Origin of the sequence: Pelosinus fermentans JBW45 (assembly GCF_000271665.2) — a bacterium.
Classification (GTDB): Bacteria; Bacillota; Negativicutes; order DSM-13327; family DSM-13327; genus Pelosinus; species Pelosinus baikalensis.
Window position 1 is genome coordinate 5,236,540 of sequence record NZ_CP010978.1, and the last position, 20,626, is coordinate 5,257,165.

Consider the following 20,626-nt stretch of genomic DNA (forward strand, 5'->3'; position numbering starts at 1 on the left):
CCTCCTACTCTTACTTACTTGTTTTAGAAATTAAAATCCAAATTCTGTTGAATCCTTTTGCGTTTCACATACTGTTCTTCTAAAGAAATCATTTTTATTATGATGTCTTTATTTTTCGTAACTTGCTGAAGAATTTTACAATAGTCATTTAAAATTCGTTTCGCGGTATCTTCGGTAAATAACTTAGTATAATACTCCAGCATCAGCTCCAACCTGCCATTTCCTTCTGCCGCATATAAGGTCAGATCAAATTTTGCTGTTTTATTATCCCATTCATAGGGAATAAATCGTAACGTTCCCATTTCCAGTGGGTTCATTTCAATGTTTTGTAGAGCAAACATAGTGTCAAATAACGGATTCCTATTTAGTTCCCTGGACATATCCAGTTTTTCCACCAGCTTTTCAAATTGATAGTCTTGATGCTCATAGGCACTGAGGGCATGTTCTTTGACCTCTTGTAAAAACTCCAAGAAACTTTTCTCTCCTGCCGGGTGATTCCTCATAGGCAGGGTATTAACAAACATACCCACCAGATTTTCTAAGTCTGCATGAGGTCTGCCGGCAATGGGCGTTCCCACAATTATATCTTCTTGACCAGCATGTTTCGCCAGTAAAACGTTATATGCCGCCAGCAATACCATATATAAGGTGGTGCCGGTTTGGCTGGCAAGTTTGCGTAACTCTCCCGTCAGTTCTTCTTCTAAACTAAAACTCAGTCGATCTCCCTCAAAGCTCCTGACGGCTGGTCGTGAGTAATCACTTGGCATATTCAATACGGGAATTTCTCCCGCAAAAGTCTGCATCCAGTATGCCTCCTGTCTCTTAAATCCTTCAGTCCGAAACATATTGTCCTGCCAAGACGAAAAGTCTTTGTATTGGATTTTAATTTCCGGCAGTTCCTGCCTGTCATACAAGCTTGCCAGTTCTTTGATTAAAATCCCGATAGACACACCATCAGATATAATATGGTGCATATCAAATAATACAATATGCTTATTTATTTCGGTCAATTCTACCAATCCCACTCTTAGTAACGGAGCTTTACTTAGATCAAAGGGACGTACAAAAGTTTGAATGATATCGTGTATATCTTTTTCAGCCCCTTGTATGCAGTCGATAGTAAAATCAATTTTTGGATGTACTCTTTGTACTGGTTCTCCAGCAATTACAACAAAGGAGGTTCGTAACGTTTCGTGCCTCTCTATCAGTTTTTTCCATACCTCTTCAAACCGATCCTTGTCTAAAGAACCTTCCACCTCAAGAGCAGCGGGCATGTTATAGGTCGTACCGCTATTTGCAAACTGACTTAGGATAAACATCCTCTTTTGCGCCGATGATACCGGATAGTATTCCTGCGGGGTTACCCTTTCGATGCCAGCATAGTCTTGTTGTACCGAGCCTTCAATCATTTTGCTCAGTTCCTTAATGGTTTGGGATTTAAACACATCCTGCAGAGATACTTCTACTCCAAATTCCTTATGAATTCGGGCTGCAAGATTTATTGTTTTTAGGGAATGTCCCCCTAGCTCAAAAAAGTTATCTTCGATCCCTACTTTTTCAATTCCTAAAACATCCTGCCAAATTTGCGCCAGGGTTTCTTCCCTTTTGTTTCTCGGTGCTGCGTATTCCATTCCAGCTCCAAGCCTTTCTTCCGGCTCTGGCAGTGCTTTCCTGTCGATCTTCCCGTTGGGCGTTAACGGCATCGTCTCAAGTTGTATAAAAGTCAACGGAATCATGTAATCCGGCAAAATTCCACCTAAATACTTTCTAAGCTCCGCAACACTAAGCTCCCTCTCGACTACAATATAAGCACACAGGTACTTCTGATCGTTTCCATCGTCCTTGGTCATAACAACCGTTTCTTTTATAGATGGATGGTTCAGCAGTCCAATTTCAATCTCGCCTAGTTCAATCCTAAAGCCTCTAATCTTCACTTGATGATCAATGCGGCCTAAGAATTCAATATTCCCGTCTGGCAGCCACCTAGCCAAATCGCCTGTCCGGTACATTTTTTTACCAGGTACAAAAGGATTTGCTACAAATTTCTCTGCCGTCAATTCCGGCCTATTTAAATAACCTCTGGCTAATCCATCCCCCGCTATGCATAGTTCTCCGGCTACCCCGATGGGCTGCAATTTGTTATTTCTATCCACAATATAGATTTGGGCGTTATCCATAGGACTACCTATAGAAGGAAGCATATCCTCATGCCCATCAGGACTTACGCTGGTCCAAGTCGCCACCACTGTATTTTCCGTAGGCCCATAATGATTAAGCAAGGTAAAGGGCAATTCACGGCAAGGCCTGCGACGCAATTTATCCCCGCCAGTCAATAGCGCCCTTAAAGATATATCCAGAGGCCATTCCTCAGCCAAGAGTGCTTCTGCCATGGGTGTCGGCATAAAGCTTATTGTAATCTCGTTGTCTTTTAGCCACCTAATGAGTCCGTTTGTAGAGATTCTGGTTTCCTTATTAGGAATATACAGCCCCGCACCAGAGGCTAAATACGGCCATATTTCCCAAACAGCGGCATCAAAGGCTTGACCGGCCAATTGACTTGCCCTGTCCTCCTGGGTGATGTTGTATACCCGTCGATGCCAGGATATCAGATTAACAAGACTGGCATGCTCAATCTCAACGCCTTTGGGTTTTCCCGTCGACCCCGAGGTATAAATCACATACGCTAAATCCTGTGAATCCGTTTTCAAATATAGATTATCATCATTTCCATAATACAAATTTTCATCGTCTAACAGGAGGGTTTCACCATGAAAAACTTCTTTATGAACCAAGTGTTTCTGGGTTAATAAGATATTGGCTCCGCTGTCTGCCAGCATATAACTGATTCTTTCCTCCGGATAATCCGGATCAATAGGCAGATAGACTCCTCCAGCTTTTAAAATCCCAATCATCCCAACCATCATTTCCGGAGAGCGATCGGTTAAGATACCTACAATATTGTGTGGTTTTACGCCCTTATTTTCTAATATCCGTGCCAGTTGGTTCCCTTTGCGGTTCAAATCCTGATAGGTTAGGCGCTGTGTTCCAAACACGACTGCGGTTGTATCTCTCGGCAAGTTCTCTACCTGTTCTTCAAAGAGTTCTAAAGCAGTTTTATTTTTCGGATAAACCTTTTGAGTATTATTAAAATCAATTAATATTTGTTGTTTTTCATCATCTGCCAGCATTTCAATTGCCGCTAATCGAATGTGCGGTTCATTGATAATAGCTTTAAGCGTGTTGATAAAGTGTTTTCCAAAGCGTTCCATCGTTTCTTTTCTAAAGAGCTTACTATAATATTCCACAGTAAACTCCAAGCGATTATTTCTTTCAAGAGCTTGGCAGGTTAAATCAAATTTAGCCGTCTTATTGCTAAGTTCATAGGGGGTAAACTGTAAATATCCCATTCTAAGTGCTGATATGTCTACATTTTGCAGAGTAAACATGGTATCAAATAACGGATTTCGGTTTAAGCTTCTCGGTATATCCAGTTTGTTCACCAGTTCTTCAAATTGATAGTCCTGATGTTCATAACCAGCAAGTGCATTTTCCTTAACCTCCTGCAAAAATTCCAGGAAAGTTTTGTTTCCTTCTGGGTAATTCCGCATCGCCAGCGTATTGACAAATACACCGATTATATTCTCTAAATCCGCATGAGGCCTACCTGCAATCGGCGTCCCTACGATAATGTCTTCCTGACCGCTATACTTGGATAGTACAACATTGTATGCTGTGAGCAGTACCATATATAAAGTCGTACCAGTTCGCCCGGCAAGTTCGTTTAACTCCGCCATCAATTCTTCTCCCAAAACAAATTCCAGTCGTTCACCTTCAAAACTTCTAATCGGTGGTCTTGGATAATCGCTTGGCAGATTGAGTACCGGAATTTCTCCCGTAAAGGTTTGCAGCCAGTACTCTTCCTGCTTTTTAAAATTCTCGCTTGTCAGAAGATTATTTTGCCAAGTCGAAAAGTCTTTGTACTGGATTCTTAAATTCGGTAATTCCTGACCATCATATAAGCTAGCCAATTCTTTTACCAAAATTCCCATGGATACACCGTCGGATATGATATGGTGCATATCAAACAGCACCATATACTTGTTCTCTGCCATTTCCATTAGGCCCACTCTGAATAATGGAGCCTTACTTAAATCAAAAGGGCGAATAAAATCGTTAACGATTTTAGCTGGATTTTCTTGTTTTCCTTGCAACCAGTCAATGGTAATAACAAGTTCTTGATGTACTCTTTGTACTGCCTCCCCACCAACTAGTTCAAAAGAGGTACGTAATGTTTCATGCCGCTCAGCAAGTTTTTGTATGGCTTGCTCAAAATGTTCCCTGTTTAAAGAACCTTCTGCCACAAAGGCGGCGGGCATATTATAGGTTATATCCTTTGTTTCAAACTGATTCAGTACAAACATTCTCTTTTGTGCTGAGGATACCGGATAGTATTCTTGCTCAGTTACCGATTCAATAGCTACATAGTTATTTTCTACTGCACCTTCCATGATTTTGATGAGCTCTTTGATCGTTTGCGCTTTAAATACTTCCTGCAGCGGCACTTCGACCCCAAACTCTTTATGAATTTTAGCAACGAGAGTTATCGCTTTTAACGAATGACCTCCAAGCTCAAAAAAGTTATCTTCAATCCCAACTTTTTCAACGCCTAAGACCTCCTGCCATACTTTAGCCAATTTTTCTTCCGCTGCGTTCCTGGGTGCTACGTATTCCGTGCCAGCATTGATACTACCATCAGGTTCAGGAAGCATTTTTCTGTCGATCTTCCCATTGGACGTCAACGGCATCTTGTCAAGTTGCACCAAGACCGATGGGATCATGTAATCAGGCAGTCTTCTCGCTAAATGCTCTCTAATCTCGGTATTGGCAAGTTCCTGCTCGCTTACGAGATAAGCACACAAGTACTTACTACCGCTTACATCATCTTTGGCAATCACTAATGCTTCCTTTATAAACGGATGTTTTATCAGTTCGGCTTCAATCTCACCCAATTCAATCCGGAAACCTCTTATTTTAACTTGATGATCAATTCGTCCTAAGAATTCAATATTGCCATCGGTTAGCCATTTGGCAAGGTCACCCGTCCGGTACATTCTCTCACCTGGCGCAAATGGATTTTCTACAAACTTCTCAGCTGTCAATTCCGGCCTATTTAAATACCCTCTGGCCAAACCATCGCCAGAGATACACAGTTCTCCCGGAACACCGATAGGCTGTAGTTTTCCTGCCTGATCCAGTATATAAATAGAGGTATTAGCGATAGGTGCCCCTATCGGTATGTTCAGGTCACTATCTGCAAGATGATTTATTTCATAGTAAGTTGCATAAACTGTGGTTTCCGTCGGACCATAAACATGGACGATCCTGCCCCTTCCCAAATATTCATAGGCCTTGCGTACATGTCTTGCCGAACTTTGTTCCCCTCCAAACAGCACTTTTCTTACCTTTTTCAAACATTCAATATTCACATCTACCAATGTATTGAACAGGGCAGTGGTAATGAAGAAGACTGTTACTCTTTCTCTTTCGATCACCTTGGCTAACCGATTCATATCCAACACGCACGCCTTGTCAACAAGTACAAGCTTCCCTCCGTTTAGCAGTGCTCCATAAATATCAAACACCGAACCATCAAAGGCATAGTTGGATAATTGCAGCAAGACATCCTCGCTCGTTATCTCAATATAGTTTGTATTTTTGACAACGCGGGCTACATTGTAATGCATGGTCAGATTTCCTTTGGGTTTCCCTGTCGACCCTGAGGTATAGATCACATAGGCTAAATCCTGGGCTGTATTTTCTTTTACTACGTTCTCAATATCGCCCCGGTATAGTTGCTGATCGTCCACATGGATGATATCTCCGATAAACGCGACTTTTTTCCTCAGCGATTGCTGCGTAACCAGAATTCCTGTTTTGCTGTCTTCCAGCATATAATTGATTCTTTCCTCTGGATAGTCCGGATCAATGGGCATATAGGCTCCTCCGGCCTTTAGAATTCCCATGACTCCAATGATCATCTCCGGTGAACGTTCCACCATCATTCCGATAATACGGTTATTTTTTACCCCCTTATTTCTTAGCACTCTTGCCAATTGATTGGCTTTATTATTCAATTCCTTATAGGTAAGCAGCTGCTCCTCAAAGATTACAGCGATATGATCCGGGGCTTTTTCAACCTGCTCCTCGAACAATTCTTGAATCGTCTTATCCTTTGGATAGACCGTTTTCGTATTGTTAAAGTCAACAAAGATCTGACGCTTTTCTTCCTCAGATACCAGTTCAATATCCCTCAGCTTAATTCCCGGCTGATCTACGACGCTGTTCAGTACGCTAACAAAGTGTCTTTTCATCCTTTGCGCCGTTTCTGGCTTAAATAATTTACTATCGTACTCCAGCGTAAACTCTAAACGGTTGTTTCTTTCTGCCGCTTCTAAAGTTAGATCAAATTTTGCGATTTTATTGTCCAATTCATAAGGAGAAAATCTTAAATTTCCAATTGCTAGTACGGCATGATCTGTATTTTGAAGAGCGAACATCGTATCAAACAGCGGATTTCTACTTAAATTCCTTGGTATATCCAGCTTATCCACCAGTTCTTCAAATTGATAATCCTGATGTTCATAGCCCATGAGGGCATTGACTTTAACTTCTTGTAAAAATTCCAGGAAGCTTTTATTTTTTCCAGGATAATTTCGCATCGCCAGCGTGTTCACAAACATGCCCACCATGTTTTCTAAATCCGCATGGGGTCTGCCTGCAATAGGTGATCCTACAATAATATCTTCTTGCCCGGTATATTTTGATAATACAACATTATAGGCGGCCAGCAGTACCATATACAGGGTCGTGCCGTTTTCCATGGCAAGTTGGTTCAACTCTCCTGTTAATTCTTCTCCTAATTCAAAGTTCAGTCGATCCCCTTCAAAGCTCCGAATGGCTGGTCTTGGATAATCACTTGACATATTAAGTACTGGAAGTTCTCCTGCAAAAGCCTGTAACCAGTATGCTTCCTGCTGTTTAAACCTTTCAGTAGTCAGCAGGTTATTTTGCCAAGCCGAAAAATCTTTATATTGAATCCTCAGTTCCGGCAATTCCTGACCTTCACAAAGCCTTGTCAGTTCTTTGACTAAAATTCTCATGGATACACCATCAGATACAATATGATGCATGTCAAATAACACGACATGCAGGTTTTCGGTTAGTTCTACCAAACCCACTCTAAGTAACGGAGCCTTGCTTAGATCAAAGGGACGCACAAAGGTTTGGATGATATTCGGTATATCCTCTTTTGTCCCTGGGATTAAGTCAATAGTAAACTTAATCTCTTCATGGACCCTTTGTACCGGTGCCCCGTCGATGACCTCAAAGGAAGTTCGCAATGTTTCGTGTCTCTGAACAAGCTTTTGCCATACTTTCTCTAATCGATCTTTGTCTAAAGCACCTTCTACTTCAAATGCCGCTGGCATATTATACGTCGTGTCAGCTGTTTCAAACTGACTCAGGATAAACATTCTCTTTTGCGCTGAGGATACCGGGTAATATTGCTGCTTGGCAATTGGCTCGATAGCCGCATAGCTAGTATGCACAGCACCTTCAACAGCCTTGCTAAGTTCTTTGACAGTCTGTGCCTTGAATACTTCCGTGAGCGGCACTTCGACCCCAAATTCCTTATGCATTTTAGCTACCAGAGTTACCGCTTTTAATGAGTGACCTCCAAGCTCAAAGAAGTTATCTTCAATCCCGACTTTTTCAATACCTAAGACATTCTCCCAGATTTTAGCCAGTTTTTCTTCTGCTTCATTTCGCGGTGCTACATACTCTCTTCCCGTGTTGCCCCTTCCCTCTGGCTCCGGCAGTGCTTTCCTATCAATCTTCCCGTTTAGGGTTAGCGGCATCTTCTCAAGCTGGACAAAACTTGCTGGAATCATATAATCAGGCACGACCTTAGCTAAATGTTCCCTGAGCTCTGCAATGGTCACCTCCTGCTCGGCTACGATATAGGCACACAGGTATTTTTGACCAGTTATATCCTCCTTGGCAATGACAACTGTTTCTTTTATCCATTTATGATTTAGTAACTGGACTTCGATTTCGCCTAACTCGATTCTAAATCCTCGAATTTTGACTTGATGATCTATTCTACCAAAGAACTCTATGGTTCCATTGGACAGCCATCTGGCCAAATCCCCTGTCCTGTACATTCTCTCTCCTGGTATGAAAGGATTATCTATAAACTTTTCTGCCGTTAATTCAGGGTTGTTTAGATACCCCTTGCCGACTCCTTGTCCACCAATATAGACCTCTCCTATGGCATTTACCGGAAGAACCGATAAATCTTCTCCCAATATATAGACTTTTACGTTGGAGATGGGCTTGCCAATAGGAACGATATCTCCGGAATGATTTTCACCACAATCCACCTCATGAACAGTGGCGACATCACAACACTCTGTGGGTCCGTAAACATTTGTGATCTTAATTGGGGAATTGTTAAAGTGATTGAGAAATTCTTGTACCACTGCATAGGAAAGTGCTTCTCCGCCTATCAGGAATTCTTTGACGCCTAAGTATTCGTCACTTTTAGAAATGGAATTGAACACACTAAGATGCGCTGGTGTTCCGTCAGAAATATCAATTTCATTTTTGCGATAAAAATTGAGTAATCCCGCTCGCTCAAATCGTATATGTTCTGGCACGATGCACAAATGATGTCCTAATAAAAGTGCTGGGAAAATCTGTTTGACTGAAGCATCAAAAACATATGGCGATAATAACGCTACATTTAAAACAGAAGCATATTCACCATATACACGATCTCGTAGACCATAAACCAGATTTATGACATTACGCTGTTCAATCATAACTCCTTTGGGCTTTCCGGTCGTACCTGACGTATATATCACATAGGCTAAATCATTAGGTTTGTTCAGGATACTGACATTTGAAGATTCTTCGCAAGCTATATTTTCATCTTCAAGGTCAACTATCCCTATATCTGCGGGTGCCTGCCTGATAAAACGATTTTGTGTAATAAGGATTTTAGCTTGGCTATTTTCGAGCATATACGCTATTCTTTCTTTCCCATGCTCAGGATCAATGGGTAGATAGGCTCCTCCGGACTTCAAGATTCCTACTAGCCCAATCATCATTCCTAAAGACCGTTCCACCATGATGCCTACAATGCTATTTGGCTGTACCCCCTTATTTCTTAATACTTTCGCCAATTGGTTGGCTTTGTTATTTAACTCTTCATAGGTTAAATGCTGCTCTGCAAAAGTTACAGCAATGTGATCGGGTGTTATTCTAACCTGTTCCTCAAACAACTCAGAAATTGTTTTATCCGTCGGATAGACAGCTTCCTTGTTATTGAAATCAACCAATAGCTGTCTCTTTTCATTCTCTGCAAGCATATTGATTCTCGTCAGTTTGTTTTCTGGCTGAGCTACGATGCTGCTTAGTAGATTAACAAAATGTCTGCCAAATCGTTCAATCGTTTCTTGCTTAAAGAGTTTGTTATAGTACTCCAACGTAAACTCCAGACGGTTATTTCTTTCGATCGCTCGTAAGGTTAGATCAAATTTCGCTGTCTTATTGTCAAGTTTATAGGCTAAAAATTGTAATTCTCCTATTTTAAGCTCTGTTATATCCACATTCTGGAGACTAAATAAAGTGCTAAACAGAGGATTTCTGCTTAAATCTCTCGGTATATCCAATTTTTCCACCAGTTCTTCAAATTGATAGTCCTGATGTTCATAGCCCGAGAGTGCATTTAATTTGACCTCTTGCAAAAATTCCAGAAAGCTTTTATTTCCTTCCGGATAGTTTCTCATTGCCAATGTATTGACAAACATACCGACGATATTTTCCAAATCATCATGAGATCTACCTGCAATTGGCGATCCTACGATGATATCTTCCTGACCAGTATATTTCGATAGTGCTACATTATACGCTGCCAATAGCACCATATACAGGGTCGTTCCAGTTTGACCGGCAAGTTTGTTTAACGCTTCTGTCAATTCTTCTCCCAAGACAAATTCCAGCTCATCGCCTTCAAAGCTTCTGATGGACGGTCTTGTATAGTCACTTGGCATATTGAGTACCGGAATTTCTCCAGCAAAAGCCTGTAACCAGTATGCTTCCTGCTGTTTAAAACTTTCGGTGACCAGCAGATTATTTTGCCAAGCCGAAAAATCTTTGTACTGGATTTTTAACTCCGGTAGTTCCTGCCCTTCATACAAGCTTGCCAATTCCTTAACTAAAATTCCTACAGATACACCATCGGATATAATATGGTGCATATCAAATAATACAACGTAATTTTTCGTGGATAATTCTACCAGATTTACTCTAAGCAATGGAGCTTTGCCTAAATCAAAGGGACGGATAAAGGTTTGAAAAATATTTAGTATATCTTGATTTGCCCCTTCACGGTAATTCATCGTAAAATTACATTCTTCGTGAACTCTTTGTACAGGTTCTCCATTGATAAATTCGAAGGAGGTTCGTAAGGTCTCGTGCCGCTGAACAAGTTTTTGTAAAGCTTGCTCAAATCGTTCCTTATCTAAAGAACCTTCTACCTTAAATGCAGCTGGCATATTATAGGCAGTATCCTTAGCTTCGAATTGGTTCAGGATAAACATTCTCTTTTGTGCCGAAGATACCGGATAGTATTCTTGCTTAGCTGCCAATTCAATAGCCGCATAGCTATTTTGTACCGCACCCTTGATTGTCTTAACCAGTTCTTTGACTGTTTGGGTTTTAAATACCTCCTGCAGCGGCACCTCTGCCCCGAATTCTTTGTGGATTTTGGCGACAAGGGTTATGGCTTTTAGGGAATGTCCGCCTAATTCAAAAAAATTATCTTCAATCCCGACTTTTTCCACCCCTAAAACATCCTGCCAGATTGTAGCCAGCTTTTCTTCCATTTCATTTCGCGGCGCTACATACTCTGTCCCGGTACTCATTTTCCCTTCCGGTTCCGGTAATGCCTTTCTGTCGATCTTGCCATTTGGCGTTAGCGGCATTTTGTCAAGCTGTACAAAGGTTGACGGGATCATGTACTCGGGCAGCGTTTTTATTAAATGTTCCTTAATTTCCGCTACCGTCAGCTCTTGCGTGACTACAATGTAGGCGCATAGATATTTATAGCCAGTTATCTCTTCCTTCGCGACAACTAATGCTTCTTTTATGGAAAGATGATTTAACAATTCGCCTTCAATCTCGCCCAATTCGATCCGGAAACCTCTAATCTTAACTTGATGATCAATTCGCCCTAAGAATTCAATATTGCCATCCGGTAACCATCTGGCAAGGTCGCCTGTCCGGTACATTCTCTCACCCTGCACGAATGGGTCCGCTACAAACTTTTCAGCCGACAATTCCGGTCTGTTCAAATACCCTGTAGCTAAACCGTCCCCAGATATACACAGTTCTCCTGGAGCACCAATTGGCTGTAGATTTCCGCCTTGATCCAGTATATAAATGGAGGTATTGGCGATAGGAGCCCCAATAGGTATGCTCAATTCTCCATCATCGATATGTTTCACCTCATAATAGGTGGCAAAAACCGTGCTCTCTGTGGGACCATAAACATGTATAATTCTGCCTTTGCCCATATATTTGAAGGCTTTGCGTACATGTCTTGCTGAGCTCATTTCTCCACCAAAGAGCACCTTTCTTACATTTTTCAAACATTCCATATTGACGTCCACCAACGTATTGAACAGAGCGGTAGTAATAAAGAAGACTGTTACTTTTTCTTGTTCGATCACCTTGGCCAGCCTGTTCATATCCAGGATGCTCGCTTTGTCAACCAGTACAAGCTTTGCTCCGTTCAACAACGCGCCATATATATCAAATACAGAACCGTCAAAGGCATAATTGGATAACTGCAGCAGTACATCTTTTTCGTTGATCTCAATGTAGTTCGTATTTTTGACAACCCGGACAACATTGTGATGCATGGTCAGATTTCCTTTAGGTTTTCCCGTGGAACCTGAGGTATAGATCACGTAAGCTAAATCCTGTGAGGTATTTTCTTTTGTTAGGTTTGTTGCGTCCCCTTGGTATAATTCCGAGTCATCCACATCAATGATGTCCCCGTTAAAGGTGATTCCTGCCGCCAAGTATTTATGGGTTATTAAAATTCCTGTCCCGCTGTCTTCCAGTATATAGCTGACTCTTTCCTCCGGATATTCTGGATCAATAGGCAGGTACGCCCCTCCAGCCTTCAGGACTCCCATGATACCGATGATCATTTCCGGTGAACGTTCCACCATCATACCGACAATACGACTCTTTTCTACGCCTTTTTTTCTTAGCACTCTTGCCAGTTGATTGGCTTTATTGTTCAGTTCTTGATAAGTGAGCTGCTGTTCTTCAAATACTACGGCAATATGGTGGGGATTCTTTTCTACCTGCTCTTCAAAGAGTTCCTGGATGGTCTTTTCCTTTGGATAGGCTGTTTTCGTATTATTAAAGTCAAGAAGAATTTGACATGTTTCCTCTTTCGATACAAGTTCAATGTCCGCTAACTTAATTTGCGGCTGCTCTACGATACTGTTTAATACGTTTTCAACGTGCCTACTGAGTCTTTCCATTGTTTCTTTCTTAAATAGTTTGGTATCATACTCTAATGTAAAATCTAGCTGGCTGCTTCTTTCTATTGCCTCTAAGGTTAAATCAAATTTCGCGATCTTATTGTCGAATTCATAGCGGGAAAATCTCAAATTTCCAATGCTCAGTTCCGCTATATCCACATTTTGGAGAGCAAACATCGTATCAAACAACGGATTTCTGCTTAAATTCCGTGGTATATCCAGCTTGTCCACCAATTCTTCGAATTGATAATCCTGATTTTCATAAGCCTTGAGTGCATTTTCTTTAACCGCTTGTAAAAATTCCAGGAAACTTTTATTTTTTTCCGGGTAATTTCGCATCGCCAGCGTATTAACAAATACACCGATAATATTATGCAAATCTGCATACTGTCTTCCTGCAATGGGTGATCCTACGATAATATCTTCCTGCCCGGTATATTTGGACAGTACAACATTATAGGCCGCCAGCAGCACCATATATAACGTCGTACCCGTTTCCATGGCGAGTTTATTCAATTCTCCCGTCACTTCTTCTCCCAGAGTAAATCGTAATACCTCTCCTTCAAAGCTTCTAACAAGTGGTCTTGGATAATCCCTTGGCATATTGATTACTGGAAGTTCTCCGGCAAAAGCTTTTAACCAATATGCTTCCTGCTGTTTTAACGCCTCCCTTTGGAATGCACTGTTCTGCCAAAGGGCAAAATCCTTGTACTGGACTCTTAGTTCCGGTAATTCCTGACCTTCATATAAACTCGCCAGCTCTTTTATAAAAATCTCTGCTGTCACACCATCCGATATGATATGGTGCATATCGAATAATACGACATGCTCATTTTCAGCCATTTCTACCAGCCCCACCCTAAAAAGCGGTGCTTTATTTAGATCAAAGGGACGTGCAAAATCTTGAATGATGCCCGATATATCTTCCTTTTGCCCTTGAATAAATTCGATAGCAAACTCCATCTCTTGATGAATCCTTTGGACAGGCTCCCCGTCAATGATCTCAAAAGAAGTCCGTAATGTCTCGTGTCTTTGAATAAGTCTGTTGAGCACATTCTCAAATTGGTGCTTGTTCAGGGCGCCTTCAACCTTAAAGGCCACAAAATTATTATAGACAGTCTCCTTCGTTTCGAACTGATTCAAGATAAACATTCGCTTTTGTGCCGATGATACCGGATAATATTCCTGCTCTGGAGCTATAGGAATCCCAGAAATTCCAGCGTCTACTATCAATAGTTCCTGGATTTTTGCAATCATTTCCGCAATGCTGGGTCCCTGTAAAAAATATACCATTGGAACCATTACGTCTAGCGCTTTTTCAATTCTGTTTTTTAACTCAACAGCCATGATCGAGTCAAGTCCTAAACTATTTAAAGAGGTATGGACATCCAGCTTTGCTTTGGACATCCCCAATACCTGACTCACCTGCTCACAAAGATAACTCTCTAACAAGTTGTAGTGCTCACCCTCATTTGCCTCTATAAGCTCTTTACGAATGCTGCTTTCCTGGTTGATAGCATTACTGACCGTTCCCGCAGCTTCGCTTTCCTCTAACAGCAAATCGGCAACCAGCTCAGATTTTCCAATCTGCTGGTATATGATACGCCAGCGTTCCCAATCCACATCCATGACCACAATCTGAGTCATATCTGTATTTATCAAATTATCCAATATCTGTAATCCGCACGCAGGTGTTAGCGCATTTATCCCCATACTGGTCGTAGATGACAGGATGTTAAAGCGCGCTGCCATACCGATTTCCGCCCAAGGCCCCCAGTTAATGCTCAATGCTGGTAAATTTAGATTACGCCGATAGTGCATCAAAGCATCCAAGAAAGCATTTGCCGCCGCATAGCTCCCTAAGCGCGGAGAACTAACTACAGTGGAAATTGATGAAAATACGATGAAAAAGTCCAGCGGGACATCTTTTAACAGCTGGTGAAGCTGCCAAGCCCCCTGCACCTTTGGTCGTAAAACTTTGTTAAAGGAGCCCGAATCACACTCTGTCAGTAATTGATCAGCCACTGTCCCTGCCGCATGAACGACACCCCTTATCGGTGGCCAGCCTTCTTCACGGAAACTTACAAGGAAATTCTTAAGCTGCTCTTCATCCGCCACATCGACCGCTGCCAAATGAACGCTGGCTCCCATAGACTCTAGTTCTTTAATGGTTCCGATTTGATGGGACAGCCGATCTTCGCTTTCAAGAACGCTATCCCATGCGGTGCGAGGCGGCAGCTCCGTTCTCCCCATCAGAATCAGCCTTCTGGCTCCTTGTTCCACCATCCAGCGTGCAACCTGCATGCCCAAATCTCCAAGTCCACCAGTTATCAAATATGTGCCGTTTCTCTGCCAATAGAAAGGATTATTTCGATCATAGGACAAGCTATGGCGTTTCAGCCGAGCTACATAACGCGTTTTTTGCCGGTAAGCAACCTGATCTTCTCCTCCCTGAACAAAAATATCTTCTAATAACATGTCTGCAGCCTGTTCACCTTGGTCCTCAGGATCTAAATCTATCAAACCACCCCACAATTCCTTTTGTTCGATGGCAATTGTCCGTCCCAACCCCCATAAAGGCGCCTGGATAAAATCCACAGGCTCCCCTTCCTCCAAAACCGCTTGACTGCCCCTTGTAATGAGCCATAACCGAGGCAATGCTCTATTACCATTTATTTTTAACTCCTGGATAATTTGAATTAGCTGGAGAACATGCAAACATCCCAGATTTTGAGCCTTTTCCAGGTCAACTGTGGTTATATTATTTTTGTCATTTGAACCGATACTCCAAGTATGTATAATTCCATGACAAACATCCAGAGCAGGATTCAGAACCGTATGCAAAAGCTGCTTCAAGTCCTCCTGTGATGAATTTATACTAAATGTATCTTCTGATAAACATTGGAAAGATTGTCCCGGGTAGATCAATACTGTTCTTTCCCCTCGTTCGGTCAAGCCCTTAGCTACCAAATCGCCAATGCCTTCCTGCTGGGCAAAAATCAACCAGGTTTTTTTCCCTTTCTTATCAGACACCACCCGATCCTCTCTGCTTAACTCCTTAGGCTGCCACTCTAGCTTATACAGCCAACGATCCAATTCGTCAGAAACAGTATGCTGAGGAATTGGATACATGAGAGTATTCTTTTTCATTTCAAACCAGTATTGCTCCCGCTGCCAAGGATAAGTCGGCAGGGAAACGCACCGTGCACCTTCCTGATAAAGCTGCTCCCAGTTCACTGAAAACCCAAGGGTGTATAGATGCCCTAGAGAATTGAGCATTGCAGCGCCCTCGGGTTCCTGCCTGCGCAAGCTAGGCAACACAATTCCGTTTCTATCCTGCCGGCTTATGCTTTGCTTAACAGTATTAGAAAGCACCGGATGAGGGCTTATCTCTAAAAACACATTATACTCATCTGCAACTAAGCAATCCACAGCAGCAGCAAACAGTACCGATTCTCTGAGGTTCCTTACCCAATAATCAACGCTAAGTTCCTGTCCCCCAATTAACTGTCCTGTAACTGTTGAGTAAATAGGAATCGTCGCTGCTTGTGACTGCAGCCCTTGAAGAGATTCCGCCAATTCACTCATCAACGGTTCCATCTGATAGCTGTGAAAAGCATAATTTACCGGTAAAGCCTTACAAAATATGTTCCCTTGTTCCAGGGTCGTCATAATTTCTTCAATACTTGCAGGTTCGCCGGACAAAACCAACGAGGTTGGACCGTTATAACATGCGATAGAAACCTTATTTTCATAGTTAACAAGCAGCGATTTGGCTTCTTCCCATGCAAGCTCGACTGCCACCGTTTTCCCTTGACCAGTCGTTCTCTGCATAAGCCTGCTGCGATGAAAAATAACCCGCACGGCGTCAGAAAGGCTCAAGGCTCCCGCAATGTATGCCGCTGCCACCTCACCCATACTATGACCAACGACGGCTTCTGGCTGAATACCCCATACTATCCACAACCTGGCTAACGCTACTTGAACAGCAAAGAGAGCCGGTTGGACAAATTTCGTTTGATCCAAGCGACTCATAGATTCTATTGCTGTTAATTCGGTAACCAATGACCAGTCTGCGTGCTGACTAAATAACACATCACACTCTTCTATTGTCTCCCGAAACACTGGTTCCTCTTGAAAAAGTTCCCGTCCCATCGCCCACCATTGAGGTCCCTGTCCGGAAAAAACGAAAACCAATTTAGATGAAGCTCCAGAGGATCTTTGACCAGATTGAAGACTAGGGAAAGCCTCTCCTTTAAGATACATCTCAAGATGATCTACCACATCTTCCTTTGAGCCGACAACCAAGGACAAGCGATGATCATGCTGACCGCGACGGGCTCCGGCTGTATAGCATATATCCTTCAAAGAAAAATTCTTGCCTTCCCCGCTTATATAGTCTCGATAAGACCGTGCCAAATCACACAAAGCTTCCTGGTTAGACGCTGAAATAGGAAGCAGCTGCTTTTCCTTTGGTAAATAATTCATCATATTATGTTTTTTTAAAGAGGTAGATTGAAAACTTTCCAGAACCACATGAGCATTCGTTCCACCAAAACCAAAAGAACTCACTCCAGCGAGGAGGGAAGAAGACATGTCTGGCCATGGCCCCAGTTCTGTTTGTACACGTAGAGGTAATTCTTCAAATGGAATATAGGGATTTGGATTGTCAAAATGAAGGCTGGCCGGAATTTGCCGATGTTTCATTGCCAGAGCAACTTTAATTAACCCTGCTATACCTGCCGCCGCTTCCATATGCCCAATATTGGTCTTGGCTGAACCAATTAAACAAGGATTTTGGGGCGAACGTTCTGCCGCAAGCACTTTTCCTAGTGCTTTAGCCTCAATGGGATCCCCCAAAGAAGTTCCTGTCCCATGGGCTTCAATATATTGAATTTTCCCAGGAGAAATGCCAGTCCGTCTATACGCTTCCCGCAGTACCTCTTCCTGGGCCGGACCGTTAGGCGCTGTCAACCCATTACTGCGTCCATCCTGGTTGACAGCACTCCCTGGAATCAATGCATAAATTGGATCATTATCCTGAAGAGCCTTGGATAATGATTTTAGTACTACAATTCCCGCACCTTCGCCTCGAACATAGCCGTTTGCCTCTGCGGAGAAGGTCTTGCAGCGACCATCAGGTGCTAGCATGCCTGCTTTGGCAAAAGCTTCTGTCACCTCCGGTGACAACAAAAGATTGACGCCACCCGCTAAAGCAAGAGTTGATTCACCATTTTGCAAACTTTTACAAGCCAAATGTACCGCTACTAACGAAGATGAACATGCCGTATCAATTGACAAACTGGCGCCCTGAAAATTCAACAAATAAGAAATACGATTGGCAGCTACGCTCCAAGCGTTGCCAGTGGCAGCATAAATATCCATTTCCGAGAAAGTTCTTAACATGGTACCATAATCGCAGCCGGAAATGCCTACAAAGACCCCTACGGATTGTCCGCTTAAGCGCTCAGGTACCTGCCCAGCATCTTCTAATGCCTCCCAGGCTACTTCCAACAATAACCGTTGCTGCGGATCCATACTGGCAGCTTCCCGCGGTGAAATACCGAAAAATTGAGCATCAAATTCATCAATGTTATTAAGATATCCGCCCCAGCTCATTTTCTCTCCTGTGATGCAAGGCTGCTCCGAATATCCTTGATTTCTCCTATAATCTGACGGTCGCTCACTTATCGCGTCTACACCATCTTTGAGCAAATCCCAGAAAGCTCTAGGTCCATTAGCTCCGGGAAAACGGCATCCAATACCAATGATCGCAATTGATTCTGCGATATGATCTTGCTTACCTGTATCCTTGGCAGCAGAATCGTTAGGCGTGTTAGTCAAAAATCGCGTAATACCATCAATCGTAGGGTAATCCCATACTAAAGTTGGTGAGATATCTCTGCCTAACCATTCTCCCATTTCCCCTGTAATGGTTACTGCTTCAGCTGAATCTAACCCGTAAGCAGATAACGGCTCACGAATGTCTATTTTAGACTTTGCCATTTTCAACCGTTCCGCCATTTGAGAAACCAGCCAGCTTTGAATTTCTTGACTTGTTTTTGTAATTCCAGTACTTGCTGCTTTCATATTGGTTTCTCCTGATACCCCGAAGTGCTCCTTATCCATTCACGATTCCCCTTTCAGCGCGCAGCGTTCCGTCCAATAAGCCCCTACGGCAGGCATGCCGTTGAATTTTTCCGCTTGAAGTCTTCGGAACACTGCCTGGTTTAAGCAGCAATATTTCATGAATCTGAAGCTCGTGACTGTCAAATACGCTATTCTTAATCGCCGTATAAATTTCTTCTAGGATTTTATTTGGACCGTTTTCCCGTCGCTCACCATCGACCTGATTTTTATTTACGCGAGGTCGGTATTGCCGTTCAATCTCAGCGACAATACCCAAACGTTCTTCACCGTCAATGTCAATAGAAAAGGCTGCACAACATCCAGGACGGATTGCTTCATGACATTGGTCAACTGTTAGCTCTATATCTTGTGGGTAATGATTGGTACCCCTTATGATGATGAGATCTTTAAGGCGTCCCGTAACAAAGAGCTCACCCTTATGAATAAAACCTAGATCCCCAGTTCTTAAAAAAGGTCCTTCACCGCTGTCAGCTAGATATGCTTGGAAAACATTTTTGGTAATCTCAGGGTTATTCCAATAACCCTGAGCGACGCTGGGACCAGAAACCCATATTTCCCCTACTTTATCAGGTGAGCATCGAACGAATGTCTCAGGATCAGTAATGACAAGCTTATGGTCCAGCCAAGTATGTCCGCAGCCTACCAAAACATGATCCTTACCATTCTTATCACCAGTAGAGATAATATTTCTTTCCAGGTCCTGTGCACTAAACATCTTATATACAAAAGGTTCGCTTACTGCGCCTCCAGAAATCATTAACGTAGTTTCGGCCATACCGTAACATGGATAAATAGCTTTCCGACTGAATCCAACTGACTCAAAAGCCGCCCCAAATTTTTCAATGGTATCATAGCGGACAGGTTCAGCTCCATTGAAAGCCGTTTTCCATGAAGATAGATCCAGCGTTTTCTTTTGCTCCTCGGTAATTTTATTTATACATAACTCATAAGCAAAATTCGGACCTCCGCAAAATGTACCCTTATAGTCAGAAATTGCCTTTAGCCAGCGATATGGCTTTTGAAGAAAATCAACGGGCGACATAAAAATATAGGAACTACCAGAATAAATAGTTTGAAGCACATTGGCCATCAATCCCATGTCATGATAAATGGGCAGCCATCCAACACTAACGCTTTCCTCATGAAGCTCAAAAGCTGTTTGAATCATCTTTTCATTATTAAGAACGTTCCCGTGACTTACCATAACGCCCTTTGGTGCTCCTACTGAACCGGAGGTATACTGGAGGAAAGCCAACGTATCTTTCGTTATTGACGGTTCCTGCCATCGACTCGCAATTGCAGTGTTGATCTTGTCTGTTATTAACCATTGCACTTCGGATAAACCCTGTGTCTGGGCAATCACAGGTTCAAACTTTGATATAATAGATGAAGTAGATAGTACTGCCTGTGCTTTTGAATCCTGTACAATATTCTGGAGCCTTAGTAAATTGCGATTAAGCCTTGGTGGATAAGCAGGTACCGCGATAACACCAGCATACAGGCATCCCATAAAAGCAACGATATAATCCAGTCCCGCGGGATAAAGCAGCAAAGCACGTTCACCCCGCAAATCAAGACTTTGCAAAAAAGCCCCCATGGCTCTGGCCCGCAGGTCTAATTCCCTATAAGTTAAATAGCTTTCTACCGTCTCTCCATTGGTCAAAAAAGTATATATCCGCTTTTCTGGATTCCCAAGAGTTCGATACTGGAGAAGTTCTATCAATGAAGAAACTTTTCCCACCGAATCAGCAATTGTGTTTTTCATAAACCAACCTCCAAATTCCTATTTCTCCCAGTCCACATAAATAAAGAAAACGCCTTAAGGCGCTTTCTATCTATGTTTTATATTCTCC

Annotated in this window: 2 protein-coding genes; both read right to left on the reverse strand. The window is 42.5% G+C overall.

Features of this window, described 5'->3' with window-relative positions; genetic code table 11:
• Positions 1–23: 23 nt before the first annotated feature.
• Complete coding sequence (locus tag JBW_RS23065; RefSeq protein WP_036680624.1) at positions 24–18,752, reverse strand: hybrid non-ribosomal peptide synthetase/type I polyketide synthase; 18,729 nt, start codon at positions 18,750–18,752, stop codon at positions 24–26.
• Entirely contained in the window at positions 18,745–20,538 is a 1,794-nt protein-coding gene (locus JBW_RS23070; RefSeq protein ID WP_007954883.1) for a fatty acyl-AMP ligase, read from the reverse strand. Before JBW_RS23070 ends, JBW_RS23065 begins: the two co-directional genes overlap by 8 nt.
• Positions 20,539–20,626 lie beyond the last annotated feature (88 nt).

Excerpts from the sequence above, each read along its gene's own strand:
- JBW_RS23070 (WP_007954883.1), bottom strand. The coding sequence starts at position 20,538 with ATGAAAAACACAATTGCTGATTCGGTGGGAAAAGTTTCTTCATTGATA.
- JBW_RS23065 (WP_036680624.1), bottom strand. The coding sequence starts at position 18,752 with ATGGATAAGGAGCACTTCGGGGTATCAGGAGAAACCAATATGAAAGCA.